The sequence below is a fragment of the Halorubellus salinus genome, from assembly GCF_020567525.1.
GTDB classification, from domain to species: Archaea; Halobacteriota; Halobacteria; order Halobacteriales; family Natrialbaceae; genus Halorubellus; species Halorubellus salinus.
In genome coordinates this window covers 511,748-536,204 of record NZ_JAJCVI010000003.1, presented here as the reverse complement: position 1 = coordinate 536,204, position 24,457 = coordinate 511,748, and the positions used below count along the sequence as shown (strand labels likewise).

19 protein-coding genes are annotated in these 24,457 nt (G+C 70.0%); 9 read left to right on the top strand and 10 right to left on the bottom strand.

Features of this window, described 5'->3' with window-relative positions:
• Positions 1-3: 3 nt before the first annotated feature.
• Together LI336_RS10880 and LI336_RS10875 are read left to right on the top strand one after the other, a co-directional pair.
• Positions 4-1,407 carry an MATE family efflux transporter gene (locus tag LI336_RS10880; protein ID WP_227133212.1) on the top strand — a complete coding sequence of 468 codons (1,404 nt, stop codon included), beginning with the start codon at positions 4-6 and terminating at the stop codon, positions 1,405-1,407.
• A gap of 334 nt (positions 1,408-1,741) precedes the next feature.
• Positions 1,742-5,275: a tetratricopeptide repeat protein gene (locus LI336_RS10875; protein WP_227133154.1), complete on the top strand. Its 3,534-nt coding sequence runs from the start codon at positions 1,742-1,744 to the stop codon at positions 5,273-5,275.
• 40 nt (positions 5,276-5,315) lie between these two features.
• On the opposite strand, the gene LI336_RS10870 is transcribed toward LI336_RS10875, so the two are convergent.
• From LI336_RS10870 to LI336_RS10860, 3 genes are all read right to left on the bottom strand, one after another.
• On the bottom strand, positions 5,316-5,738 hold the full coding sequence (locus LI336_RS10870) for a PaaI family thioesterase (protein ID WP_227133153.1): 423 nt from the start codon (positions 5,736-5,738) through the stop codon (positions 5,316-5,318).
• 85 nt (positions 5,739-5,823) lie between these two features.
• Entirely contained in the window at positions 5,824-6,756 is a 933-nt protein-coding gene (hutG, locus tag LI336_RS10865) for a formimidoylglutamase (RefSeq protein WP_227133152.1), read from the bottom strand.
• 85 nt (positions 6,757-6,841) lie between these two features.
• A complete protein-coding gene (locus tag LI336_RS10860; RefSeq protein ID WP_227133151.1) occupies positions 6,842-8,494 on the bottom strand; it encodes an outer membrane protein assembly factor BamB family protein in 1,653 nt (550 codons plus the stop codon).
• A 186-nt stretch (positions 8,495-8,680) separates the two neighbouring features.
• On the opposite strand from LI336_RS10860, the gene LI336_RS20400 reads away from it, so the two are divergent.
• The 3 genes from LI336_RS20400 to LI336_RS10845 all read left to right on the top strand — a co-directional run bounded on the left by LI336_RS20400 (position 8,681) and on the right by LI336_RS10845 (position 10,566).
• Positions 8,681-9,220 carry a DUF6735 family protein gene (locus tag LI336_RS20400; protein ID WP_227133150.1) on the top strand — a complete coding sequence of 180 codons (540 nt, stop codon included), beginning with the start codon at positions 8,681-8,683 and terminating at the stop codon, positions 9,218-9,220.
• A 25-nt stretch (positions 9,221-9,245) separates the two neighbouring features.
• Positions 9,246-9,983 carry an endonuclease NucS gene (gene nucS, locus LI336_RS10850; protein ID WP_227133149.1) on the top strand — a complete coding sequence of 246 codons (738 nt, stop codon included), beginning with the start codon at positions 9,246-9,248 and terminating at the stop codon, positions 9,981-9,983.
• Between the two features lie 118 nt (positions 9,984-10,101).
• The gene (locus LI336_RS10845; RefSeq protein ID WP_227133148.1) at positions 10,102-10,566 is read left to right on the top strand and encodes a cupin domain-containing protein; all 465 of its coding nucleotides are present in this window, start codon (positions 10,102-10,104) and stop codon (positions 10,564-10,566) included.
• Between the two features lie 51 nt (positions 10,567-10,617).
• Here LI336_RS10845 and LI336_RS10840 read toward each other — a convergent pair whose 3' ends face one another.
• From LI336_RS10840 to LI336_RS10825, 4 genes are all read right to left on the bottom strand, one after another.
• Entirely contained in the window at positions 10,618-11,445 is an 828-nt protein-coding gene (locus LI336_RS10840) for a TrmB family transcriptional regulator (RefSeq protein ID WP_227133147.1), read from the bottom strand.
• A 148-nt stretch (positions 11,446-11,593) separates the two neighbouring features.
• Positions 11,594-12,616, bottom strand: coding sequence for a transcription initiation factor IIB (locus tag LI336_RS10835; RefSeq protein WP_227133146.1), 1,023 nt, complete (start codon positions 12,614-12,616; stop codon positions 11,594-11,596).
• Between the two features lie 294 nt (positions 12,617-12,910).
• Positions 12,911-15,574, bottom strand: coding sequence for a DNA mismatch repair protein MutS (gene mutS, locus LI336_RS10830; protein ID WP_227133145.1), 2,664 nt, complete (start codon positions 15,572-15,574; stop codon positions 12,911-12,913).
• 96 nt (positions 15,575-15,670) lie between these two features.
• A complete protein-coding gene (locus LI336_RS10825; protein ID WP_227133144.1) occupies positions 15,671-16,219 on the bottom strand; it encodes an SRPBCC family protein in 549 nt (182 codons plus the stop codon).
• Positions 16,220-16,366: 147 nt separating this feature from the next.
• Between LI336_RS10825 and LI336_RS10820 the strand changes: the two genes are divergently transcribed.
• Both LI336_RS10820 and LI336_RS10815 read left to right on the top strand, forming a co-directional pair.
• Positions 16,367-16,771, top strand: coding sequence for a CBS domain-containing protein (locus LI336_RS10820; protein WP_227133143.1), 405 nt, complete (start codon positions 16,367-16,369; stop codon positions 16,769-16,771).
• A gap of 164 nt (positions 16,772-16,935) precedes the next feature.
• The gene (locus LI336_RS10815) at positions 16,936-18,498 is read left to right on the top strand and encodes a hypothetical protein (protein WP_227133142.1); all 1,563 of its coding nucleotides are present in this window, start codon (positions 16,936-16,938) and stop codon (positions 18,496-18,498) included.
• 85 nt (positions 18,499-18,583) lie between these two features.
• Here LI336_RS10815 and LI336_RS10810 read toward each other — a convergent pair whose 3' ends face one another.
• From LI336_RS10810 to LI336_RS10800, 3 genes are all read right to left on the bottom strand, one after another.
• A complete protein-coding gene (locus LI336_RS10810; protein ID WP_227133141.1) occupies positions 18,584-19,591 on the bottom strand; it encodes a hypothetical protein in 1,008 nt (335 codons plus the stop codon).
• Positions 19,591-19,824 carry a hypothetical protein gene (locus tag LI336_RS10805; RefSeq protein ID WP_227133140.1) on the bottom strand — a complete coding sequence of 78 codons (234 nt, stop codon included), beginning with the start codon at positions 19,822-19,824 and terminating at the stop codon, positions 19,591-19,593. Before LI336_RS10805 ends, LI336_RS10810 begins: the two co-directional genes overlap by 1 nt.
• 124 nt (positions 19,825-19,948) lie before the next feature.
• Positions 19,949-20,233 (bottom strand): DUF7967 family protein, encoded by a 285-nt coding sequence (locus LI336_RS10800; protein ID WP_227133139.1) that lies wholly within the window; start codon positions 20,231-20,233, stop codon positions 19,949-19,951.
• 339 nt (positions 20,234-20,572) lie between these two features.
• Here LI336_RS10800 and LI336_RS10795 point away from each other — a divergent pair, with 339 nt between their 5' ends.
• Both LI336_RS10795 and LI336_RS10790 read left to right on the top strand, forming a co-directional pair.
• Positions 20,573-21,772 (top strand): sugar phosphate nucleotidyltransferase, encoded by a 1,200-nt coding sequence (locus LI336_RS10795; RefSeq protein WP_227133138.1) that lies wholly within the window; start codon positions 20,573-20,575, stop codon positions 21,770-21,772.
• A 174-nt stretch (positions 21,773-21,946) separates the two neighbouring features.
• Positions 21,947-24,310, top strand: a complete 2,364-nt coding sequence (locus LI336_RS10790; RefSeq protein WP_227133137.1) for an AAA family ATPase — start codon at positions 21,947-21,949, stop codon at positions 24,308-24,310.
• Positions 24,311-24,457: the final 147 nt, after the last annotated feature.

Here is a 24,457-nt window from a genome sequence, read left to right as displayed (position 1 = left end):
GGCATGCTGCTCGCCCGCCTGGGGCTGGTGCGCCGCGAGCACGTGGTGCGGACGACGGACCTCTCCTGGCCGCGCATCGTCACCGGACTCGCGCGGATGTCGAAGAACGCCGTCGACGTGGCGATGGTCGGCATCGCCGTCGGCGAGGTCGCCATCGCTGGCGTCGGGTTCGCCGGGCCGTTCTGGGGTATCGCGTTCTCGCTCGGCGGCGGGTTCGCGGCAGGCACCATCGCGCTCGTCTCGCAGGGCTTCGGCGCGAACGCACACGACGAGATCGGGCAAGCGATCCGGTCGAGTGCCGTCATCGTGCTCGCGCTCACCCTGCCCGTCGCCGCGCTGTTCGCGTCCGTCCCCCACGACCTCGTCGCGCTCATCGCGAACGACGCGGCGACGACGCGCGCCGGCGCGGACTACCTCCGCGTCGTCGCGTTCGGCGTCCCGTTCGCGGGCCTGAACCTCGTCGGGAGCCGCGTCTTCATCGGTGCGGACGACGCATGGACGCCGATGCTCGTCCGCGGCGGCGGCGCCATCGTGAACATCCTCGCGAACGCCGTCTTCATCTTCGTGCTCGACATGGGCGTCACGGGAGCCGCGCTCGGGACCGTGCTCGCGAACGTCCTCGTCACCGCGACGTTCGTCCTCGCACTCCTCGCCGGCCACATCCCCGGCGTCGGCGACCTCCCCGTGCAGGTCGACCCCTTCGGGACGTACCTCCACCGCGACACCATCACGGACGTCTTCGAGATCGGGCTCCCCGTGGTCGGCCGGAACTCCGTGTGGACGATAGCGAAGTTCCCGATGCTCGCGATCGTCGCGCTGTTCGGGCCGAGCGTCGTCGCCGCGTACGTCATCGTCCGCCGCATCATGGGGTTGATGAACACGCCCGGCTGGGGGTTCGCGCTCGCCGCATCCAGCCTCGTCGGCCAGGAACTCGGCGAGGGCGACGAAGCGGACGCGGAAGCGTACGCGAACGACATCCTCGTGTTCTCGCTCGCGACGTACGCCGTGTTCGCGGTGGTCGTCGCCGCGTTCGCCCAACCGATAGTCGAGTTGTTCGTCGGCGCGGACGCCGACCCGAGAACGGTCCCGACCGCGGTCGGACTCACGTACGCCGCGTGCGTCGCCGTGCTCGCCCAGAGCGTCAAGGGCACGGCTGCAGGGCCACTCGACGCCTCTGGCGACACGAACGTCACGTTCTACAGTCAGGTCGTCGGGATGGTCGGGTTCGCCATCCCGCTCGCGTACGTCGGCGCGGTCGTCCCCGCCGTCGGTATCGCCGGACTCTACCTGTCGTTCCTGGGCGAAGCGCTCGTCCCAGCCGTCATCAACTTCTGGCGGTACCGCTCGGGGAAGTGGAAGGCCATCAGTCAGGAGTACGGGCCGGACGCGCCAGTAGCCGACGACTGAGCGACGTCGACGAGACGGTGCACGTCGAAGACCCCCCAGGCCTCCGATGCGAGCGGGACACCGTGGCAGACGGCAGTCGAGGCGGGCGGCCCACTGGCGCTTTCAACCAGTTCAATCCCCCAGCGGGCCGCCGCGACACTCCCTCTTGGGTTCGGAAGCGGGCGACTTCCAACCCACCCCAAGGGAACCGATGTGGACGGATTTACTCAACGCCTGACGCAGCTTCTCACCGACCGAGAAGGTGCGCTCGCTGATAGTTCCGTGACGGGATGCCATCCGCCTAAAGACATTAGTGTCACTGTCTCCTGAGCACCGTATCAGGAGTCGTCATCAGATGCTCGGTCCCGACGCCCTCTCGCTCGTCGTCAAACGCGCGGACTTCATCACCGCACTCGCCGACCAGCCGCTCGAGAAGCGCGAACTGACCGCGGAACTCGGGTACTCGCGAGCGACGGTGAATCGCGCGGTCGGCGAACTGGAGGACGCCGGCCTGGTCAGGGACGCGTCCGCGGGCCACGAACCGACGCTCGCGGCGACGCTCGCCGTGGAGGCGTACCACGAGTTCGTGGCCACGGAGACGGACGTCCTCGAGGCGACGCCGATGCTCGCTGGACTCGACCACGACGCGGCGGTCGCGCCCGAGTTCCTCCGGGATGCAGCGCGGTTCTCGGCGGCCGACGCCGGGACGTACGCGAACTTCGAACGCGTCCGCGAGTCCATCGACGACGCCGACGTGGTCGAGGTCGTCGTCGCGAGCGAGCGCGCGCTCCCGGCGCTCGATCACTGGCAGAACGCGCTCGTCGGCGTACCGGACGCGACCGTCGTCCTCGACGAATCGCTCTACGAGTCGGTTCGGAACGAGCATCGGTCGCTCTCCTGGCTCGCCGAACAGGGCGTGGACGTGCTCGCGGGCGACACGCCGTCGTTCACGCTGGTGCTGGCCAGGGACGACGGCGTCGAGGCCGTGCACGCGTTGCTGTACGACGAGGACGCTTGCGGGTTCGGTCTGGTCCGGAACGACTCGGCGGCGGCGATGGAGTGGGCGAACGCGCTCGTCGAGTCGGGTCGGACGACCGCGGAAGCCGTCGGTGATGCGTTCGAGTCGGCGCCGACGGTCGGACCGGGGACGAGAAAGCGCGGGGGGCCTTCGACGTCACTCCCGCGCGTGCTCGAAGCGGAAGGGTTCGTGTTGCTCTCGGCGTCGTACTTCGAGACCCACGAGTCGCGGGACCTGGCGACGGCACTCCGGACGGGGTTGACGCTCGCGGACGTCAGGGACGGGCTCGCCATCGAGCGACACGCGCCGGACGAGTCGGCGTCGGGGTCGCTCACCGAGGCGCTCCTCGAACGCCTGGACGCGGGCGAGGACGTCGCGGTCGTCGGCAAACCGGGGGCCGGGAAGAGCACGGTCTGCAAGGCCGTCGCCTGCGAGTGGAACGACAGCGGCCACGGAACCGCCATCTACCGGGCGTCAGGGCAACGGCAGCCAGTCGAGTCCGTGGCGAGCCTCAGGGGGTTCCTGCGCGAACGAACTGACGACGTGCTCGTCGTCGTCGAGGACGCGGTCCGCTCGGAGGCGAACGCGGTCCTGGAGGTCGCCGCGGAGTACGCGTCCACCGACGACGTCCAGTTCCTCCTCGACGCCCGCGATTCGGACTGGAGCGAGACGCGACTCCTCCCCGTCGACGCGGCCGTCCGCGACTACAAGAACGACGGGGTCGCCGTCACGTCGGTCTCGGCGCCGGACGCGTCCGAGTGCAGGCGACTCCTCGACCGGTACGAGGCGGCGACCGGGACGACGCTCGACGTGACCGGCGAGGAACTCCGCGACAGCGTCGGCGACGCGACGTCCGTGTCCGGCGGGATGTTCCTGCTCGCACACCACATCTGTCTCCGCGCCGACCCGGTGTCGACGGCCGACGACGTGACGCCGACGCCGCTCGTCGAAGACGTCCAGCAGCGCATCAGGGCGCTCCAGCAGGACGCCTCGGACGTCACGATGTCGACGGCACTCCTGACGCAGTTCCTGACGGTCGCGGAGCTCCCGGTCCACGAGGAGTTCGTCCAGGCTCAGACCGTCGACGCGGACGTCACCACGGACGCCGTCCTGTCGGCGCTGACCGGCCGTCAGCTCGTCGTCGACGACGACCGAGGCGGCCTCAGGACGCCGCACAACCAGTGGGCGCTCGCGTTCCTGATGGAGGCGCTCGAGGTCCTCGTGGACGCGCCCGAGCGACTCGGCGACGCGCTCGCGAACGTCTTCGACCTGACGAACGCCGACGCGCGTGCGGCGCTGGACGTCCGCACGCGGAACTCGCCGGTCCTCCAGCGTATCGCGGCAAATCCGACGGCCTGGGCGGACGACCTCGCGGACCAGCTCTTCGCGGCGAGCGAGGGCTCGCTGGAGCTGGCGCCGTACTACGGGACGTTCGAGAACCCGACGTTCGACCTCCGCGACGCGTGCTCCGAGTCGACCGTGTTCGAGTGCGGGCACCGACGCGCCGAACGGCTATCGGACGCGGGCGACCTCGACGCCGCCGCCGCAGCGTTCCGGTCCGTCCTCGACGCCATCGACGCGCACGACGACCCGTCGCGGTTCGACCGACAGCGAGCGAACTGCCTGCTCGTCCTCGGCTCGGTCCTAGGCCGGAAGGGCGACCTCGACGCCTACGAGGACCACGTCGAACGCGCGCTCGAGATCCACCGCGAGAACGACCACGAGCCCGGCATCGCTCGCTGTCACCTGGGACTCGGCCAGATCGAGTTCCGGCGAGGGAACTACCAGCGAGCGACGGAATACGAGGAGGTCGGCGCGTCGATGTTCGACGACCTCGGGGACCTGCGACGGAAGGCCAGGTGCCTGGAGTCCATCGCTGTCGACAAGTTCCACATGGGCGAGCACGACTCGGCGGAGACGTACGCGCGACGAACGCTCGACCTTCGGGACGACATCGGATCGAACTACGGGATCGCCAGCTGTTATATGACCCTCGGTCGCATCGCGGAGCGACGTGGCCGGTACGAGGACGCGATGACGCACCACCGGCAGTCGCTGCTCGCCGCGGACACCGCTGGGACCGAACGGTGGCGCGTGATCGCCCTGAATAACTTGGGGAACGTCGCAATGCTCCTGGGGCGGCTCGACGAGGCCGAGGCGTACTTCGCTCGGGCGGCTGCTCACAACGAGTCGGTCGGCGAACCGATGTACGACGCGATCAGGAACGAGACGCTCGCGGAGGTGGCGCGGCGCCGCGGCGACCTCGATGCGGCAGATTCCCACGCCGAACGGGCGCTCGACGAGGCACTGGAGGCCGGCGTCGAGCGCGTCGAGGCGACGATACGCACGCGCTTCGGGCAGCTCGCGCTGGCGCGAGAGGACCACGAGACTGCCCGCGAAGAGCTTGTGGCGGCTTTGGAGACGTTCCGCGACATCAGCGTGGACCCCTGGCGGTTGAAGGCGCGCATCAATCTCGCTCGCGTGGAGCTGGCGGCGGGCGCGCTCGAGGCGGCCGCCAAGCACGCGTCGGCCGCCGAGGGCTTGCTGGACGCGGAAGGGAGCGTCGCGCCGACCGCGCTACTGTCGTGCGTCCGCGGCCGCATCAGCGAGCGGCGAGGCGACAACGAGCGCGCCCGCGAGTGCTTCGCCGCCGCGGAATCGGTCGTCGACGAGGTCTCGGACCCGTACGTGCAGGCGGTCGTCTATCAGCGACTTGGTGCGTCCGCGAGACGCATCGGCGACGAGCCGAGCGCTATCGAGCACGCCAGGGCCGCACTGGACCTCGCCGAGGAGGTCGGGGCCGAACGAGTCGCGACCGACGCCAGAGCGACGCTCGGGAACGACGCGGCACCGCCGCCCGTGGACGACTGACCGGGTCGAGTGGAGTGACTATGTCAGTCCGAGTCCACGGTCAGTCCGAGTCCACGAACGGGTTCTTCCCCTCGACCATGTTCGTCTTGTAGACCCCTCGGGTCTTCGCGATGGGATTCCCGTCGGCGTCGTGCAGTTCCGCTTCGACGACGCCCGTCTCGTTCCCGTACCGGTCGACGACCGCTTCACCGTGGACGTCGCCGGTCGCGGGCCGCAGGTAGTCGATGCGGACGTCCAGCGTCGGCCCGGGATTCCCCTCGACGCTCGCCAGCGCGGCAGCCGAGAGCGAGTCCGCGAGCGCGAAGGGAACCGCGCCGTGCGCGAGGCGCGTCGACTCCGAGAGCGAGTGATGGTCGTCGAGTTCGATCTTCCCGCGCGCCACGCCGTCCTCGGCGTCCGTGATCTCGATGCCGAGGTGCTGGCCGAACGGGTACCGGTCGTTGAAACGTTCGATGACGTCCATGCCCGAGCGACGTGCATCAGGGACTTGAAACTTACCCGGCGTCGCGGGAACGGCGTGGTCCGTCGGGGCTGGAACGATGGTCGTTTCAGGTTCCGTGGCCGGCGAGGAAGTGCGCGACCGTCCGTGCGGCCGCGTCGACCGTTCGACCGGACTCCTCGAGCGGCGGTGCGGTCTCGACGACCTCGAACCCGGCGACGCGGTCGTCGCTCGCGGCGATGCGCACCATCCGGAACAGCTCGCGCGTCGTGATGCCGCCGGGCGTGGGCGCACTCGACCCCTGGTAGGGGGCGTCGAGGACGTCGATGTCGACGCTGACGTATATCTGGTCGACGTCGCCGAGCGAGTCGAGCGCACGGTCGGCGGCCTCGACGTCGTCGTCGCCGACCTCCTCGGCGGTCACGATCTCGTAGTCGTTGTCGCGCACGAAGTCGTGGTAGCCGGTCGACGTCTCGAAGTGCCGGGCGCCGACGACGGCGAGTGCGTCCATGCCGTCGTCGTGCAGCTGCCGGTACGGCGACCCGCTCGTCGGGTCGCCGCGGACCTGCCGGCAGTCCAGGTGCGCGTCGAAGCTCACGACCCCCAGGGACTCGCTCTCCGCGCCGACGGCCGCGTCGAGCAACGGGCTGGCGTTCGCGTACGTCGTCGAGTTGTCGCCCCCGAGGAACACCGGCGTCGCATCCAGTTCGTGGACGTCGCGGGTCGTGTCCGCGATCGCGGACTGCACCATCGCCGTCGGCCCCTGCGGGACGCCAACGTCCCCGAGGTCGCCCACCGAAGTCACGGGACCGGCGTCGAAGTGATGCGTCTTCGTGCTCGCGAGCGCCCCGCGGATCGCGCTCGGGCCCTCGCTCGCTCCCTGCCGCGAGATGACGGCGCCGTCGTACGGGACGCCGACGAGCACCGCGTCGAACGCGTCCGCGTCGTCGAGCGTCGTCCCCTCGACGACGTGCCCGAACTGGTTGTCGACCGGGTCCTCGCTCGTCGGTCGCCACGCCGGCGGGTCCGTGAATACAGCCATAGCTCCCGGTTCGCCCGCAGCGCTCTTCAAGGGCCGGCTTTCGGTCGACTATCGCTCACTCCGAGTCGGGACCGTCCGCGTCGCCTCACTCGACGTCGTCCTCGCGTCGAGCACGCCGTAGCGCGACACCGGCAGCCGCTGCGAGCGCACTCGCCCCGGCAGCAAGCCCGAACCCGGGCAGCCCACCGCTCCCCGACGTCGTCGTCTCGGCCGCGTCCGTATCGTCCGCACCGGTCGTCCCCGTCGGTGCCGTCGTCGACGTCGCCGTCGGTTCCCCCGTCTGCGCGTTCGTCGTAGACGTCGTCCGCTGCTCGACCTCGCATACCGGGTCGATGGAGAACGACCCAGCGTCCCCGGTCAAGCGCTGCACGTCCTTGTTCGAGGCCACGAACAGGTCGCCGTCGACCGCCCGCGGCGTCGTCGACGCCTGCTCCCCGATCTCGTACTCGAAGCGCTTCCCGCCACCCTGTACCGCGAACCCGTACAGCCAGCCCTCCTGGTCGACCGCGTACACCGTCCCGTTCGCCACCATCACCGGCATCTCGACCGCCGCGCGCGTATCCGACCGCCACGCCCACTCGCCGGTCTCCACGTCCATCGCCGTCACGTGCCCGCCCTGGGACCCGACGAACACCCGGCAGTCAGCGACCGCCGCGCCGTTCCGCGGGCCGAAGTCGAAGTCACCCTTCTCCCAGACGGGGTCGTGACTCCCGAGTTCGAACGCCACCATCCGGTTCCGTCCTCCGTTCGGGACGAACAGATAGTCGTCGCCGACTGCGGGCGGGGCCGCTCCACCACCGTTTGTCGAGAGCTGGTGCGTCCACTCCTCGCCGCCGTCCTCGACGTCGAGCGCGTACAGGAACGACGGCCCGCCCTGTGGCGCCCACGTGTTCACGTACACCAGTCCGTCGTGGATCGGCTGACTGCCGTACATCCGCAGGTTGCTGGCGTCGTCCGTGGTGTCGTGCTCCCACTGACTGAAGCCCTTGCCGGGGTCGAGCGCGTAGAACGTCCCGTCGTCGCTCCCCACGTACACGCTCCCCTCGTGGTACTTCGGGGACGACCGAACGACGTCGCCAGTCCCCCACTTCCACTGTTCTCTCCCCGTCTCGAGGTCGAGGCCGACGACGAACGACGCGTTCCCTGCCGCGAACACGCGCCCCTCGCCGACGGCCGGCGAGGTGTTCATCTCGGGCATCCGTCTGCGCCAGACGTGCTCCCCGGAGTCCTTGTCGATGGCGTGCAGGTAGTTCCGGTCGGAGCGCAGCGACCCGTCGCCGACGAGGACCATCCCGTCGACGACGATGGGTGGGGCGTACTCGACGCGACCGGTCTTGTAGGACCCGCCGTTCACGTGGTCGACGCTCACGTCGAACGACCAGCGTTCCTCGATGGACCCCGTCGGCGCGGTCGCGTTCCTCGGGAACCGCGTGTTCCGGAGGTCGAATCCGTTCATCAGCCATTCCGTCGGCGTGTCCACGCCGTCGTCCGTCGAAGATCGCTGTGCGGTCCTCGCCCCAGCACGTGCAGTCGCGGTCGCACTGGTGAGACCGAACGCGCCGACCACCCCCGACGTCGCCGCGAGCACCGCGCGTCTCGTCGGTTCCGTGTACTCGGCGACCGAACGGTCACCCGTACCCGGTTCGTCGTTCGTTCCGTCCGTCGGTTCCTCGGCGTCAGCCCCCTGTTCGGACTCCCACGACGCCACCCCGTCGTCCACGTTCGTCTCGCTGGACATACCCGTTGGAAACCACCCAGGCAGCGAACACACAAATACGTTACAGCCTCGCGTCGGCTGAACGAGGGGTACGGCAGCGCGAACCGGCGTGTCGACGCTGCCGACGGCGGCCGACGGTTCGACCGGGCGTTCGTTCAAGTACGAGGACGCGGCCACGGTCGCCATGCACGCTCGGAGGGAGCGATAGTGGGGCATCGAGCGCTCGTCGGGTACGAACGACCGACCGGCGGCTTCACCGTCCGGTACTCGCAGTGGGGTGCCTGCGGCTACCGGTTGCTGGAAGCGATCACCGACTCGACGCCGCTGGGCGGCGTGCGCAGCGACAACGGCCCGTCCCGGGTCAGGCCGGGACCGCTCGGCGTGGCCGAGGACCTCGGCGCGTTGGCCGCCGAGTACGTCGACCCGATCGCGCACGAGGCGGTCTTCGTCGTCAGTGAGACGTACTGCGTTCGCGCGTTCGAACCCCTCGCGTTCTGGCGTGACGCTCCGACGGCCGCGTACGGTGGCGCGCTGGTGTCGCTCCGCCGAGAACGCGACCCGAGCGTCGATGCCCGGGAGCTGCGAGCGTGGCGGCGCGGCGCGAGCGCGACCGGACTTCCGAGTACGGACGCGACCGTCGACGACGCTGAGCGAGCGCGAGCGCATCGACGCCTCTACGACGCGCTCGTTGCGGACGTGGACGGACGACGCGTCGAGCGGATACCGCCGCGGACGCGAGAGGCTTAACCATCGGCCGCGACAACGACCGGTCGTGTCAGACGAGGCCGTCCGGACGCTCCGGGACCCGACCACGTCGAGAGCGACGTCGTTCGTCGAGGACGCGCTCGACGCGGGCCGGTACGTCACGCTCGTCGGCGCGTGCACCGTCGCGTCGACGACACGCGCCAGCCGCGAGCACCCGCGGGCGCGTCGGCACGCCACCTGCAAGCCGGATGGAACCGCCCTCGTGCACGGCCCCGGTGGCCATCGACCGCTTCACCCGCAACCGGACGGCGAACGCATCGACGTGACACTCGACGACGACGCGGACGCGCTCGTCCTCGCCGCCGGACCGGTCGCGGGCGACGACCAGCTCGTCGTCACGTTCGACGCCATCGACCTCGCGACCGCGTTCCACGTCGACGAGCACGCGACCGGCGCGCCGAGCGGGACCGAAGCCGACCTCAAGGACCGGATTCTCGAGCAGCCCGAGCTCGTCGAACCCGGACTGCGTCCGCTCGCGACGGAGCGCGACACGCCAGCCGGCCCCGTCGACGTGTACGCCGAAGCCGCGGACGGGCAGCCGGTGGTGCTCGAACTCAAGCGCGAACGAGCCGGGCCGGCCGCCGTCTCGCAGCTCGCTCGCTACGTGGACGCGCTCGCGACCGACCTCCACGGCGACGCCACCCCGCGCGGCGTCCTCGTCGCACCCGGACTCACGCCGCGTGCGAGACGCCTCCTCGACGATCACGACCTGGACTTCGCCGCCGTCGACCCACCAGGCGAGTGACGTGGACCGAATCGGCGTCGCGTCGGCGGTCCGGTAGCGGCGCTCGGTCCGGGGCCGGAACCGGAAGCAGTTGCGGTGGACCGGAAACGATTCACGGGAGAGTCCAGTAGCCGTCGGCATGGAGCACGTCGACATCGACGACGTCGAACCGCGGTTCTTCGCCGGCGAGGACGTCGACCGGCGCGCACTCACCGACGAACTGAACGCGACCGACCTCGCGATCAACTACTACCGACTCGAACCCGAGCAATCGCTCTCGGGCGGGATGCACGCGCACATGGATCAGGAGGAGGTGTTCTACGTCGTCGACGGCACGGTGACGTTCCAGACGCCAGACGGCGAGCACGCGGTCGGTCCGGACGAAGCCATCCGGTTCGCGCCCGGCGAGTACCAGACGAGCGAGAACCAGGGCGACGCGGACGCCGTCGTGCTGGCACTCGGCGCCCCGAAGGGGAGCACGGACGTTCGCGTCCCCATGGAGTGCCGCGACTGCGGGGACGCCGACTCGCTCCAGTTCGTGATGACGAGCGACGGCCAGCACCTCGAGTGCCCCGAGTGCGGGAACGTCGTCGAGATGGACTGAAACCAGGTTCGTCGCCAGAACCGGTTCTTCCTACACGAGCGAGGGGTCGTCCTAGACGGGCGACGGTTCGCCCGTCGTCTGTGCCTCGCCGCGGACCGCTCGTTCCAGGAGCGGTCGAAGCAATCCGACCAGCGGCGTGTTCGCGCCGTCCGTCCACACCGCGCGATGGCCCTCGCGGCCGGGGAGCGACCCCGGGTCGTCGCTACTCACGAGGAGCGCCCGGCCGTCCACGAGCAGGACGCTCGACACCGCACCGGGTCGGATGGGGAAGGACTTCCACCACGTCCACGTCTCCTGCACCGTCGCGTCCGGGAGCGCCGCCATCACCCGGTCGCGGATCGGTTCCCCTGGAGACCCGACCGTCACCGACACGCCGCGTTCGGTCGCCGCGACGAGCGCGGCCACCAGCTCCTCGCTGAGCAGTCCTTCCGCACCGATGGCGACGACGACCGACTCGTCGGCGTCATCGATCAACGCCACCATGCGTTCCGCGACGTCCGCACCGCCCTCGATGACCCAGACGTCGTCGTCCTCGGACTCGCGCGCCGTCGCGTGCAACTCCGGTAACAGCTCGTTCAACCGGTCGAACCGCGTCTCGAACGCCCGGTGGAGCGTCGCGACCGCGGTCTCCGGTCGCACCGCACGATACTTCTTCGGGTTCGCCTCCTGCACGTCGACGAGCCCGCGTTCGGCGAGCGAATCCATGCAGTCGTAGACGCGAGCCCGCGGAACGTCCGCGACCTCGCTCACCTCCTTTGCGGTGCCTGTGCCGACGCGCGTCGCCGCCACGAAGCACTTCGCCTCGTACTCCGTGAACCCGAGCGCCTCTAGGAGTTCCTCGGTCTCGGGGACGGCGTCGACGGTGCCGTACTCGGTCATGGTTGCCATCTCGTTCGGTCCATTGCTTTCTCGGTGGTTACAATCGCGTACTGAAAGTCGTTACTCGACGGCCGCCCGTGGTGCGTGGCCCGACTGCTGCGGCCTGTGGGAGCAGGTGGTCGCGGGAGCAGTCGGTCCGCGGGGGAGCTCAGTCGGCGGTCGCGTAGTGCTGGTCGTCCGCAGCCCGGAGCAGCTCGCGGTAGCGACTCCGGATGGTGACGGCGCTGACGTCCGCGACCTCGGCGACCTCCTCCTGTGTGAACTCCTGGTCGAGGAGGCGACTCGCCGCGTAGATCGCGGCTGCGGCGAGCCCGGAGGGACTCTTGCCGCTGTGGACGTGCGCGCGCTTCCCAGCCGACAGGAGGTCCGTCGCGCGACGCTTGAGTTCCTCGCTCGCGCCGAGTTCGGAGCAGAACCGCGGCAGGAAGTCGTCGGGGTTCGTCGGCTCCATCGCGAGTTCGAGCTCGCGGGCGACGTACCGGTACGCGCGAGCGAACTCGCGGCGGTCGACGCGACTCACGGGCTCGAACTCGTCGAGACTCCGCGGGACGTCGGACTGGCGTGCGGCCGCGTACACGGACGCCGTGGCGACCGCCTCGATGGAGCGACCCGGGAGGAGGTCCTCCTCGAGTGCGCGCCGGTAGATGACGCCGGCCGTCTCCGCGACGGTGTCCGGGAGGTCGAGCGCGCTCGACATCCGCTCGATCTCGCCGAGCGCTTGCTTGAGGTTGCGGTCCTTCGCGCTCTTCGCGCGGAAGCGCTCGTCCCACGTGCGGAGGCGCTGCATCTGCTGGCGCTTGCGCGCCGAGAGCTGCCCGCCGTAGGCGTCCTTGTTCTGCCAGTCGATGACCGACGAGAGCCCCTTGTCGTGCATGAGGTTCGTCGTCGGCGCGCCCACGCGGGACTTCTCGTTCTTCTCCTGGCTGTCGAACGCGCGCCACTCGGGGCCGCGGTCGACCTCGTTCTCGTCCACGACGAGTCCGCAGTCGCGGCACGTCGTCTCGCCGTGGGTCTCGTCGGCCTGGAGTTTGCCGTCGCACTCCGGGCAGGTCTCCTCGTCGACGGCCTCGTCGGTGGTCTCGCGTTGGGTCCCCTCTTCGCGTCGCCGGGTGGCACCCTCGCGCTCGGTACGACCCCGCTCGGTCAGCGTCGTGAACGTCGTTTCTGTCATCGGTATAGCTCCGGGCGGCCGGGCCCGTTGTGTACTACCACGTAGAATCTGTACTACTATAATAGTATCGGCTGGCGACTACGAAGATAGTAACACACTACGTTGGCGGGGTACCGGAGTCACGTCCACCGGGTTCGGCCGAGGTGGGCACCCCGACCGTCCGGCAGTCCGCCGGCGACGCGGCTCCACTCACCGGTCGGCCGGAGTGTGCATCGTTGCCCTGGTGGGTGATGCAACTACTCGTACAGTGCCATCGGAAAAGTGGACTGCACCCAACCAGTTGGGTACCCTGCGTCAGTCGCCGAGTTCGCGCTTGAGCTCGTCGAGTAGCGCGAGCGCCTCCATCGGCGTCGTGTCGGCGACGTTCACCTCGCGAAGTCGCCGCGCCACCGCCTCAGACCCCGACGACCCCGACGCGAACTCGTCGAGCGTCGCGTGCGCGCCATCCTCCGGCGCACCCGCCGCGTCCGTACCGACCGCAGGGACCTCGTCCTCGTCGACCGATTCGCTCGCCGCGAGCAGCTCGCGCGAGCGTTCCAGAACGGGCTCCGGGACGCCAGCCGCCTGCGCGACCTCGACGCCGTACGACGCCGTCGCCGCACCCCGCGACACGGCGTGATCGAACCGGACCTCGTCGCTCGTCTCCGTCGCCGCGAAGTGCAGGTTGAACGCGCCCGAGAGGTCCTCGGCGACCGCGGTCAACTCGTGGTGATGCGTCGCGAACAACGTCACCGCCGCCACCTCGTCGTGGACGTACTCCGTCGCCGCCTGCGCGATAGCGAGCCCATCCGTCGTGCTCGTTCCCCGACCCACCTCGTCGAGGAGTACGAGCGAGTCCCGCGTCGCCTCCGCGAGGATGTCCGCGAGCTCGGTCATCTCCACCATGAACGTCGACTGCCCGCCAGCGATGTCGTCGCTCGCGCCCACGCGCGTGAACACGCGGTCGACCACGCGGAGGTCCGCGGACGCCGCCGGTACGAAACTCCCCGCCTGCGCCATGATACAGATGCACGCAACCTGCCGCATGTACGTCGACTTCCCGCTCATGTTCGGGCCGGTGACGACCGCGAGGAACTCCTCGCGGTCGAGGTGCACGTCGTTCGGAACGAACGACTCCTGGGTTCGCTCGACGACCGGATGCCGACCCGCCTCGACGTCGATACCGGTCTCCGAGAACGACGGGCGACAGTAATCGTACCGCGCCGCGACGTCCGCGAACGACACGAGCACGTCGAGGCGCGCGACCCGGTCCGCGACCCCCTGGACGCGCTCGGTCTCCTCGCCGACCGTCGCCCGCACGTCCCGGAACAGCTCGTACTCGAGGGCGTCGGCACGCTCGGCAGCCGACAGGATCTCGTCCTCGCGCTCCTTCAGCGCCGGCGTGTAGAACCGCTCGGAGTTCTTCAGCGTCTGCCGTCGCTGGTAGTCCTCGGGGACGGCGTCAAGGTTCGGGTTCGTCACCTCGATGTAGTACCCGTGCACCTGGTTCTTCCCGACCTTCAGCGAGTCGATGCCCGTTCGCTCGCGCTCGCGGGCCTGCAGGTCGTCGATCCACTGCTTGCCGTCGCGTTCCGTCGCTCGCAACTCGTCGAGGTCCGCGTCGTACCCTTCGCGGACGACGCCGCCCTCGGTCACCTCGATCGGCGGTTCCTCGCGGATGGCGCTCCCGACGAGGTCCCGGACGTCCGCGAGTTCGTCGAGTCCCTCGCGGACGTCGACGAGGAGCGGGCTGTCGGCGTCGGCGAGCGTGGACTTCAGTTCGGGGACGACGTCGAGCGTCTCCTTCAGCGACCGGAGGTCGCGGGCGTTCGCTCGCCCCCGCGAGACCCGAGAGATGAGGCGTTCCAGGTCGTAGACGTCCCGGAGCGCGTCGTGGAGCGCTTCGCGCGTGACGACGTCGTGCTTGAGTTCCGCGACGGCGTCGTGCCGGCGCTCGATGCGGTCGGGGTCGAGGAGCGGCCGGCGGAGCCATTCGGTGAGGCGACGGCGACCGAGTGCGTTCGCGGTCTCGTCGAGCACGCCCGCGAGCGTCGCGCCCTCGACGCCGCGGACGCTCCGGCGCTCGAACAGTTCGAGCGACTCGAGCGCGGTCGGGTCGAGCACGACGTACTCGCGTGGGTCGTAGTGCGTCAGGTGATTCAGGTACCCGAGGCGCTCGCGTTCGTCGGCCTCGCTCGGGTCCGCGGGTATCTCGCCGGTCGCCGCCGCGCCGCCGCCGCGCGTGTACTCCGCATACGAGAGCAACGCACCGCACGCACGGACCTCCGCGTCGGTCAACCCGTGGGCGTCCGGGTCGCCGAAGTACTCGCGGACGCGGTCGGCGGCGCGCTCGCGCTCGAACGCCGTCTCGTCGTACGGCGACACCATGCAGTCCGCGTCGAACGCGTCAGCGGACACGTCCGGGCCGACGATCGCCTCCGCGGGCCCGAACCGCCCGATCTCGTCGGCGACCGCGGCGGGCGACGTCGGGTTCGTCGCGTAGAAGTCGCCCGTCGACACGTCGAGCACCGCGAGCCCGTACCCGGACGCGAGCGCGGCGACGAAGTTGTTGTCCGCCCCACCTAAGAGTTCGTCCTCCGTGAGCGTCCCCGGCGTGACGACGCGCGTCACGGCGCGGTCGACGACCCCCGTCGTCTCCTCGGGGTCCTGCACCTGGTCCGCGACCGCGACGCGATACCCGGCGTCGAGCAGGCGCTCGATGTAACTCTCGGCGTTGTCGATGGGGATCCCCGCCATCGGGTACCGGCCCGTGTTGTCCTCGCGCTTCGTGAGCGTCACCTCGCACGTCCGCGAGACCGCGCGCGCCGCGTCGCAGAACGCCTCGTAGAAGTCCCCGACCTGGAAGAGCACCAGCGCGTCGTCGTACCGGTCGGTCAACTCGAAGTACTGGCTCATCATCGGCGTCAACTCGTCGGCTATCTCCGCCATCTCCGCCGGCGGCCCCAGCGCCGATTCCATGCACGCGACTCCGGTACCGGGCGGGAAGAACCTCACGGAACCACGGCGAGCACCTCGACCGTGGCCGGTATCCACGGGGTCGTCGACGCCGCCCGGTCAGTACACGTCCACGTCGAGCGTGACGCGGCGGCGTTCGCCTTCGAGGTCCGCGATGGCGTGCTCGAAGACCTTCGTGGCCTCCCGACGCACCACCGGTTTCAGTCGCGAGAGGACGTCGTCGACCGACACGAGCGGTGGGAGGCGTGGGAGTCGCGACCGCGAGCGGTCGTACTCCGCGCGGAGCGTCACGCGCGTCGACGACGCGACCGCGTCTCCACCAGCGGTGTCGTCGGTCGTCGTCGCGCCGCCGTCGGTCCCGGATTCGACGGGGTCGAACGCCCACTCGCCGCGGGCGTGCAGGCCGTTCGGGGTCCGCCACCCGATGCGGCTCGGTTCGTCGATGGCCGTCACCTGCGTCGGGAACGTGTAGGAGAGCTTCCACCACGACAGCTCGATGTCGAAACGCGTGCCGACGCTCCCGTCGCCACGGCGGACGACGTCCCTGACGAACTCGCTGTAGTCCGCGTGCCCCTCGAAGTCGAGCACGAACGCGTACGCCTCCGCGGGCGGCACGTCGACCGTGGTGGACACCTCGATGACAGTCACGAACGAAGGCAAGGACGGCGCCGACATGAACCTTACTCGCAACCAGAACGGGTCGGGCACCGTTCGCGGCCGCCGTACTGCGTCGTCGACCCTCGACCGCCGGTCGGTTCCGCACGGTTTTTCAGCGGGTGTCGTGTACGCGTCGGTATGGACGACGTTTTCGTCGCGCAACTGATGACGTCAGACCCGAAGACCGTATCCCCCGACACGCTCGTCGAGGACGCCGCGAACATGATGCTCGAGGCGGGCATCGGGAGCGTGCTCGTCGTCGACGACGACGACGCCCTCCTGGGTATCCTCACGACGACTGACTTCGTGCAGATCGTCGCCGAACGTCAGCCCAAGGACCAGACGCCCGTCTCGGAGTACATGAGCACGGACGTCCTGACGACGGACGCGCAGGAACCCATCGAGCAGGTCGCCGACCGCCTCATCGAGGCCGGCATCCACCACCTCCCGGTCGTCGGCGACGACGGCGTCCCGATGGGTATCGTCACGACGACGGACCTCGCGGCGTACGTCTCCTCGGTGCGGAACCCGAGCCCGGCCTGACGACGGTCGAAGGCGCCACCTTCGTTCTCGACGCAGTCGCGTTCCGGTTCGATACCGGTGGGTGTCCGCGTCCATACCGGCGGGCAGCCGCGTCGATACCGGTGGCTGTAATCGTCGTTGCACTCTCCAGAAAGCCCTTGTCGGCGCAAGCGGACGCGGCACGTGTGAGACGCCGCGCCCTCCTCGCAGCCCTGGCCACGACCACGGTCGCGGGCTGTGCCTCCACGACCGACGACGCGACGACCGACGCGACCACGGCCGACGGCACCCTCACCGACGGGGAGCCGTCCGTCAGCGGGACGACGACAGACGACCCGAGTGAGGCGACTGCGACGGACGGGGACGCCGCCCCCGAGCCGCCCGGGTCGCTGGAGGCGTTCGTGGAACTCGACGTGGCACCGGAGACGTGGTGTCTGTCGGACCACTGGACGCGGACGGACGACGGCGGGCGATTCCTCGTCTCGTTCGCGGGGACTGGGACGGCGTCGTCGCCCGCGACCCTCCGCGTGTGGTTGGTGAACGAGCGCGAGTACGAGCAGCCGTTCGACCTCTCGGCGCTTCCTGCCTTCGGCCGCACCGAGAGCGACGTGCCGCACGCGGTCGGGCGGCCGCGGGAGCACCTCGGCTCGAACTGGGAGCGACGACGGTTCCTGGTGCCGACGCCCAACCATCCCGCGTTCGGGGACCCCCCTGCCGTCGAGCGCGCCGACGACGGCCGATGGACGGCGACGCGGATGGATGACTGGCGCCTGGGCGTGCGGCGACTGGCGCCCGGCGAGTTCGCGTTCGGCGAGTACCACGTCGTCGGGCATCCGGACCGGACGGCGGCGTTCCCGCGACGCGGGGTGTACGAGTTCGACGGGCACGAGTTCGGGTTCGGGCTCGCGACGTGGGAGACCGGTCGCCCCGGCCGCATCGCGGCCTCGAAGTTCGAGGGTCGAGCGGTGCCGTCGATGCCCGGTGACAGCGCGCCGACGTGGTACCACGAGGCGGACGCGACGACGCCCGTCGTCGTGGAGCCGGACGTCGAAGCGGCGCGGCTCCCGGTCCAGGTGCGGTTCGTCGCCGCGAACCGGTCGCGCGAGACCGCCCAATGCGGGCACTGGAACCTGTTCAAGCTCGACGGCGGCGAGTGGTTCCACGTCGCGCCGCTGTACCACACCGCGGACTGTCGCGCCCTCGCGCCGGGCACCGGGAAGCGGTACGTGCTGAACGCGTACCACGGCGAGGCACTGCCGGATATCGAGTACTACGGGCCGGGTGGGAGCGTCGGGTGGCTCGGCGGCGGAACGTACGGGGTGGTCGCGGGCTACGGGCCGGACGGTGGCGACGGCGCGGCGCTCGTCGAACTCGCGGGCCCGCAGCGGTCGGTCGTCCCGACGGACGACGCGACCGCGACCGTCGACGGCGACGTCGTCACCGTGCGGACCGAGCCGCCGGACGCCGACTTCGAGGGGACCGAGCGCGTGACGGCCACGCTGGAACGCGTCGACGCCGCGCCCGAGGCCACCCGGTACGTCCCCGAGCAGGTGATGCGTCGCTACTACCGCGCCCTCCGGAACACGCTCGGGTTCGTCGACGACGCCGACCGGGTCGTGCTCGACACCACGGATCGCTGGGCCGAACGCGTCACCGGCTACGAGGCGACCGCGGCGACGTTCCGGTTCGAGGGCGACGCGTACGAGTTCGCGTGGGAGAGGACGGCGTCGCATCTGAGGGCTCCGTGACGGTGAACCGCCGCGTAGCGGGCGCTCCGCGTGACAGTTGATCTCGCGCGTCGAGAATCAGTAGCACGGTCCGTTCGCTCGCCGGTCAGGGTTCGACGATGCGACGGCTGCTGCCGGCGTCGGGTCGCTGCACCTCGGTGCTCTGGAGTCGGGTGGTCGCGCGGACGGCCTCCGTGGGGACGAAGACGTCCACGTCGACGGTGCGACTGGCGCCGGGAGCGACGTAGCCGGCGTCGCACGTTCGGCTCGCGACGACAGCCCCGGTCGCGTCCCGGAACTCGACGACGACGGTCGCGTCGACGGCCTCGCCCTCGTTGCCGACGACGAGTTCGATGCGGCCGAGGCCACCTGCGAGCGCCGCGACGCCGGTCTCCGCGCCGTCGTCGTCGTGGAAGGTCACGCGGTCGACGGTCGCGAGCTCGCGGTCCGCGTCGATGTACCGGAAGAGCCGCGCGGAGATGTCCTCGTAGAGCCGGTCCCCTTCGGTACCGGGTTGGAACAGCGTCCCGATGGGGTTCAGGTCGGCGCGGAGGTCGCTCGCGATGCTCGGCCGGTTCCGCGTGTTCGTCTTCAGGCGCCGGTAGTCCTCGAGGAACGGGTCGAACGCGGCCGGGAGGTCGCCGTCGAACATGGCGTGGTACGCGCGGAGGTCGGCGTCGAAGTTCAGCAGCGGGGGGAGCGGCTTCGAGGGGCTGGCGGCGGGCACCCACGGTTTGGCGTCGGGGCTCCGCTGCTGGCGTGCGTCCTTGGACGCCTCCTCGGGCGTGTCGAAGTACCCGAAGGCGTCGAGGAGGAACGCGAACAGCGCGCTGATGACGGTGACGAACAGGACGCCGGCGGTGAGGAGGTACGCGACGGTCGTCGGGAGCGTCAACTGGAATAGCGCGATGAACACGATGCTCACCATGCCGACGACGAGGAGGAACGACCCGAGGTTCGGGTCCGGGCCGGTGAGGAACTCGACGTTCCCCAGGAACCCGTCCTCGGACGCCTCGCGCCGTGTCGACGAGTCCGGGTGAGCGGTCTCGTCTGTCGAGCCTTCGCGGTCAGTGCCGGCGTCGCGGTCGACCGACGGTTCGTCGTGCACGGCCATCACGCTCTCACCTGGCGGGCGCTCGCGCGCTCGTCGACGGCGCGTCGGAGCACCTGGAGGAGGTGCGAGACCCAGAGGCCGGCGGTGAACCCGAACAGCGTTCCGACGGTCACGATGCGGGTGGTCTCTCCGAGTGGGGCGAACGCTGCGAGGATGCAGAGCCCTCCGAACAGGATCATGAGCGCGTACTGCGCTCGCGTGTCGCGGTTCGCGCGGCGTATCTCAGCTATCATATGTATATTGATAGGTGCTGTACTGTCTTAAGCACGATACCTTCAGAAGCGTCCCGATGGCGACGCGTAGCGTCGGATGGGAACGCGTCCACCCAATACGGTATCCACGACCAGCAGCGCGATGCTAGAGGACGTCGTCGACGTCGTGTTCGGCGGCCATCCGCGTCGCCTCCGTGCGATACCACTCGACGGTCTCGGGGTCGTCGACCGCACCGAGGTTCACCGGGTCGGCTTCGACGGAGACCTGCGTCTCTGGCGCGTTCGTGAACGACGTCAACGCGCGCTCCTTCCGGAAGTAGCGCTCGCCGTCCGGGGTGGCGTACGTGAGGATGACGAGGTTCAGCTCGTCGTCGGAGTACGTTCGCTCGACGAGCCAGGTCCGCACGGTGTCGCTTTCGGTGCTCGACATATCTTGGTCTTCGCGCGCCTGCGGGTTCAATTCGTCGGGGCTTCGAGCGAGCGCTGCAGGGGGTCTCGACGCGGGGTCCTGACGAGCGCGACCGGACGACAGGCACAACCTACCGCCCGCTGCCCGCATCGACTATCATCCTGTCGAGGTCCCGTTCGTAGCGTCGTCCTCGACGCAGGGCAGACGGGGGTGACTCCCGCGAGAGACGAGAGTCGCGCCAGTACCCGATGATGCCGGTGCGCTGAGGGGTCCACGAGCGCGGACGGGCCACCGTACAGCAAATGGTTCGCATGGGTAGTCGACGCATAGCAAAGCGCTCGTAGTCGAGAGTAGCCGTCCATGCAGACAGTATTGCTCGCCGCAGGCGACGGGGAACGCCTCGAACCGCTGTCCGCGAGCGTCCCGAAGCCGCTCGTCCCCGTCGGCGGCGACCCCCTCCTCGTTCACGTCGCGCGCCGCGCGGTCGCCGCGGGCGCGTCGGCCCTGGTCGTGGTCGTCCCGCCGTACTATCAGCCGTTCGCGCGAGCGCTCGGCGACGCCGTTGACGGCGTCCCCGTGACGTACGCCGTCCAGCCACGACCGATGGGGACCGCGAACGCGCTCGTCGTCGCACGCAACCACCTCGACGGCGACTTCGTGGTGCTGCCCGGTGACGCGCTCTACGACGACGCGGCACTCGCGTCGATCTACGCGAACGTCCCGACGGTCGGCGTCCGTGCCCGAGACGAGCCCGCGACCGACCCCGTCGTCGTCGGCGACGGCGGCCCGCTCGAGGTCGAACGCCTCGACGACGACGAAAGCGGCGCCTACGTCGACGCTGGCGCGTGCTCGCTGCCCGCCGAAGCGAAGCAGTGGACGCGGCCGCCGACGAACGACGCCGGGGAACGCGACCTCGCCGCTGTCGTCGAGCGAACCGCTGCCGGCCACGACCTCCGGCCGGTCGTCGTCGACGACCACGTCGACGTGGATTCCCCCGGCGACCTGCTCGCCGCGAACCGACGCGCGTTCGACGAGTGGGCCGAACGGTCCCCCGGACAGCTCGTGGAGGGCTCGGTCCACGAGATGGCGCGCCTCCACGGTCCGGTGCGCGTCGAACCGGGCGCGTCCGTCGCGTACGGCGCCGTCGTCGAGGGTCCCGCGATCGTCGCCGCCGGCGCTCGCATCGAAGCGGACGCGTACGTGCGACCGTACTCGTACGTCGGCCCGAAGGTCGTCGTCGGACACGGGACGGAGGTGTCGTCGTGCATCCTCCTGTCCGGCGCCACCATCGGGTCGATGTCCGCGCTCGCCGACAGCGTCGTCGGGCCGGACGCGGACATCGGCGCGCGAACGCACGTCGTCGGACCGACGCAAGTCCCCGACGCGCTCGACGCCGAGGCGACCGTCGGACCGCGGTCGACGCCCGAACCCGATTTCGGCGTCGTGGTCGGCGAGAGCGCGACCCTCGGCGACGACGTCCACGTCGACCCCGGCGTCGTCGTTCCCCGGTACGCGTCCGTCGACACCGGAACCCGACTTCGCGCCAGCGACGGCCGCTGACCGCCAGCCGTCCGTCGCCGTACAGACCGTATACGGCCGCGTCTCTCCGAACCTACCGTCGGAACAGTCCCACGCTACTCCCTCCCATGGTGTGCTAGGCGGAGTGTAACTAACGGACGAACGAGTGTCCAATACTAGCGTCGAGCCGGTCTCGAACCGGCCATCACACACACCATGGAACTTACCGTACATCCGCTCCGCGAGGAGAACGTCGGAAACGGCCTCGCGGCGGTCGACATCGCCGCGATGTCCCACCTTGACCTCTTGAGCGGTGAGTTCGTCGAACTCACGAACGGCGACGACTCGATCCTCCGGCGCGTCTGGCCGGGATACCCCGACGACGAAGGCGCCGGCATCGTCCGCATCGACGCGACACTCCGCGAGCAGCTGAACGTCGAGATCGGTGACGTCGTCGACGTCGCAGCGACCACGCCCGTGGACGCCGAAGCGCTGCTCGTCGGCGTCGAGGAGCCCTTCGCGAGCCTCACGTCGTTCAAACACTCGCTGCTCGCCGACCTCGAAGGGTGCGTGCTCGCCCCCGGTTGCACGGTCGCCACGAGATTCAAGGGCGCACCCGACCGGAGCTCGATCCCGGTCGCCGTCGCCGCCGCCCGTCCCGACGGCGTCGTACGCGTCACGCCAGGGACCGACCTGGAGGTGCGAGCGTACGCGCACGCCGGCGAAGCGAACCGTCCCGCTGCGTCCACCGACCCCGCCGACGACGGCGAGGACGCTGCCGACGACGGCGCCGACGGGCACGTGAACGCGGACGGCGAAAGTCCTCGGGAAGCGCGGAGCGACGGCGGGGAAGCGCAAGTACAGTCCCAGCAGGACGCGAGCGCCGTCAGCGTGCGTCGACCCGAGACGACGTACGCGGACGTCGGCGGCCTCGACGACGCCCTCGGTCGCGTCCGCGAGCTCGTCGAACTTCCCTTCGAACGACCGGACCTCTTCGAGGAGCTCGGCGTCGACCCGCCCGCCGGCGTCCTCCTCCACGGCCCGCCGGGGACGGGGAAGACGCTGCTCGCGCGAGCGGTCGCGAACGAGGTCGACGCGACGTTCGTGTCGCTACCCGCCGCCGAAGTGATGTCGCGGTACTACGGGGAGAGCGAGGAGTACCTCCGCGAGGTCTTCGAGGAAGCCCAGGAGAACGCGCCCGCGATCATCTTCATCGACGAGGTCGACGCCATCACGCCCGAGCGCTCGGACGCCGCCGGCGACGTCGAACGGCGCGTCGTCGCGCAACTGCTCACGCTCATGGACGGCCTCGACCAGACCGACCGCGTCGTCGTCATCGCCGCGACGAACCGCGCCGACGCCATCGACCCCGCCTTGCGTCGCGGCGGGCGCTTCGACCGCGAGGTCGAGGTCGGCATCCCCGACCGCGACGGCCGCGCCGAGGTCCTCGGCATCCACACGCGCGACGTCCCGCTCGCTGACGACGTCGACGTGGACGCTATCGCTGACCGCACGCACGGGTTCGTCGGCGCGGACCTCGCGAGCGTCGTCCAGGAGGCCGCGATGCGAGCACTCCAGCGCGCACACACCGACACCGCGAGCGCGTCGATACGCGAAGCACCCGTCGTCACGAGCGCGGACTTCGAAGCGGCCCTCGAGGACGCCGACCCGTCCGCGCTCCGGGACATGCACGTCGAGGTGCCCGCGGTCGCCTGGGACGACGTCGGCGGGCTCGGCGCCGCGAAACGCACGCTCCGCGAGGCCGTCGAATGGCCATTGAAGTACCCGAACGTCCTCGAGAAAGCGGGGCTCGATACCGGGAGCGGCGTGCTCCTCTACGGCCCGCCGGGGACGGGGAAGACGATGCTCGCGAAGGCCGTCGCGACCGAATCCGAGTGCAACCTGCTGTCCATCCAGGGCCCGGAACTGCTCTCGAAGTGGGTCGGGGAATCCGAGTCGCGGCTCCGCGAGGTCTTCCAGCGCGCCCGCGACAACGCGCCCGCGGTCGTCCTGTTCGACGAGATAGACGCCATCGCGGGCGAGCGCGGCCAGGCCAACGGCTCCGGCGTCGGCGAGCGCATGGTCGGCCAGCTGCTCACCGAACTCGACGGCATCGGCGGACTGGAGGACGTCCTCGTCGTCGCGACCACGAACCGCCCGGAGCTCATCGACGGCGCGCTCCTGCGCCCCGGGCGCCTCGAACGCCAGGTCCACGTCCCCGTGCCGGACGCGAGCGCGCGACGCGAGATATTCGAGGTGCAGACCGCGGACGCGCCGCTCTCCGCGGACGTCGACCTGGACGCGTTCGTCGGACGCACCGACGGGTACGTCGGCGCGGACATCGAAGCGATCTGCCGGGAAGCGGCGACGCGAGCGACGCGCGCGTACCTCGAGACCGTCGGCGACGACGTCGACCCCGAGACCGGCCCCGGACCCATCGTCTCGCACGCGGACTTCGAAGCGGCGTTCGCCGACGTCGACCCGAGCGTGCCAGCGGACGTCCGCGAGCGCTACGAGCACTACGAGACCCGTCACGAGCAACAGCCCGTCGACGCCAGCTCGCCCGCGGGCTTCCAGTGACGCCCGCGAGTCGAGCGAGGACTTCACCCACCGGGCGAGGACTCCCCGGGTCGAGCACCGTCGTGCCAGACGCCGGATGCACGCCGTGAACCATCCAGATTAGCACGAGTAATCGCCGTGTACCGTCGATAACGGATGCCTACCGGG

Excerpts from the sequence above, each read along its gene's own strand:
- LI336_RS10880 (WP_227133212.1), top strand. The coding sequence starts at position 4 with ATGCTGCTCGCCCGCCTGGGGCTGGTGCGCCGCGAGCACGTGGTGCGG.
- LI336_RS10875 (WP_227133154.1), top strand. The coding sequence starts at position 1,742 with ATGCTCGGTCCCGACGCCCTCTCGCTCGTCGTCAAACGCGCGGACTTC.
- LI336_RS10870 (WP_227133153.1), bottom strand. The coding sequence starts at position 5,738 with ATGGACGTCATCGAACGTTTCAACGACCGGTACCCGTTCGGCCAGCAC.
- hutG (WP_227133152.1), bottom strand. The coding sequence starts at position 6,756 with ATGGCTGTATTCACGGACCCGCCGGCGTGGCGACCGACGAGCGAGGAC.
- LI336_RS10860 (WP_227133151.1), bottom strand. The coding sequence starts at position 8,494 with ATGTCCAGCGAGACGAACGTGGACGACGGGGTGGCGTCGTGGGAGTCC.
- LI336_RS10845 (WP_227133148.1), top strand. The coding sequence starts at position 10,102 with ATGGAGCACGTCGACATCGACGACGTCGAACCGCGGTTCTTCGCCGGC.
- LI336_RS10840 (WP_227133147.1), bottom strand. The coding sequence starts at position 11,445 with ATGACCGAGTACGGCACCGTCGACGCCGTCCCCGAGACCGAGGAACTC.
- LI336_RS10835 (WP_227133146.1), bottom strand. The coding sequence starts at position 12,616 with ATGACAGAAACGACGTTCACGACGCTGACCGAGCGGGGTCGTACCGAG.
- mutS (WP_227133145.1), bottom strand. The coding sequence starts at position 15,574 with ATGGAATCGGCGCTGGGGCCGCCGGCGGAGATGGCGGAGATAGCCGAC.
- LI336_RS10820 (WP_227133143.1), top strand. The coding sequence starts at position 16,367 with ATGGACGACGTTTTCGTCGCGCAACTGATGACGTCAGACCCGAAGACC.
- LI336_RS10810 (WP_227133141.1), bottom strand. The coding sequence starts at position 19,591 with ATGGCCGTGCACGACGAACCGTCGGTCGACCGCGACGCCGGCACTGAC.
- LI336_RS10805 (WP_227133140.1), bottom strand. The coding sequence starts at position 19,824 with ATGATAGCTGAGATACGCCGCGCGAACCGCGACACGCGAGCGCAGTAC.
- LI336_RS10800 (WP_227133139.1), bottom strand. The coding sequence starts at position 20,233 with ATGTCGAGCACCGAAAGCGACACCGTGCGGACCTGGCTCGTCGAGCGA.
- LI336_RS10795 (WP_227133138.1), top strand. The coding sequence starts at position 20,573 with ATGCAGACAGTATTGCTCGCCGCAGGCGACGGGGAACGCCTCGAACCG.
- LI336_RS10790 (WP_227133137.1), top strand. The coding sequence starts at position 21,947 with ATGGAACTTACCGTACATCCGCTCCGCGAGGAGAACGTCGGAAACGGC.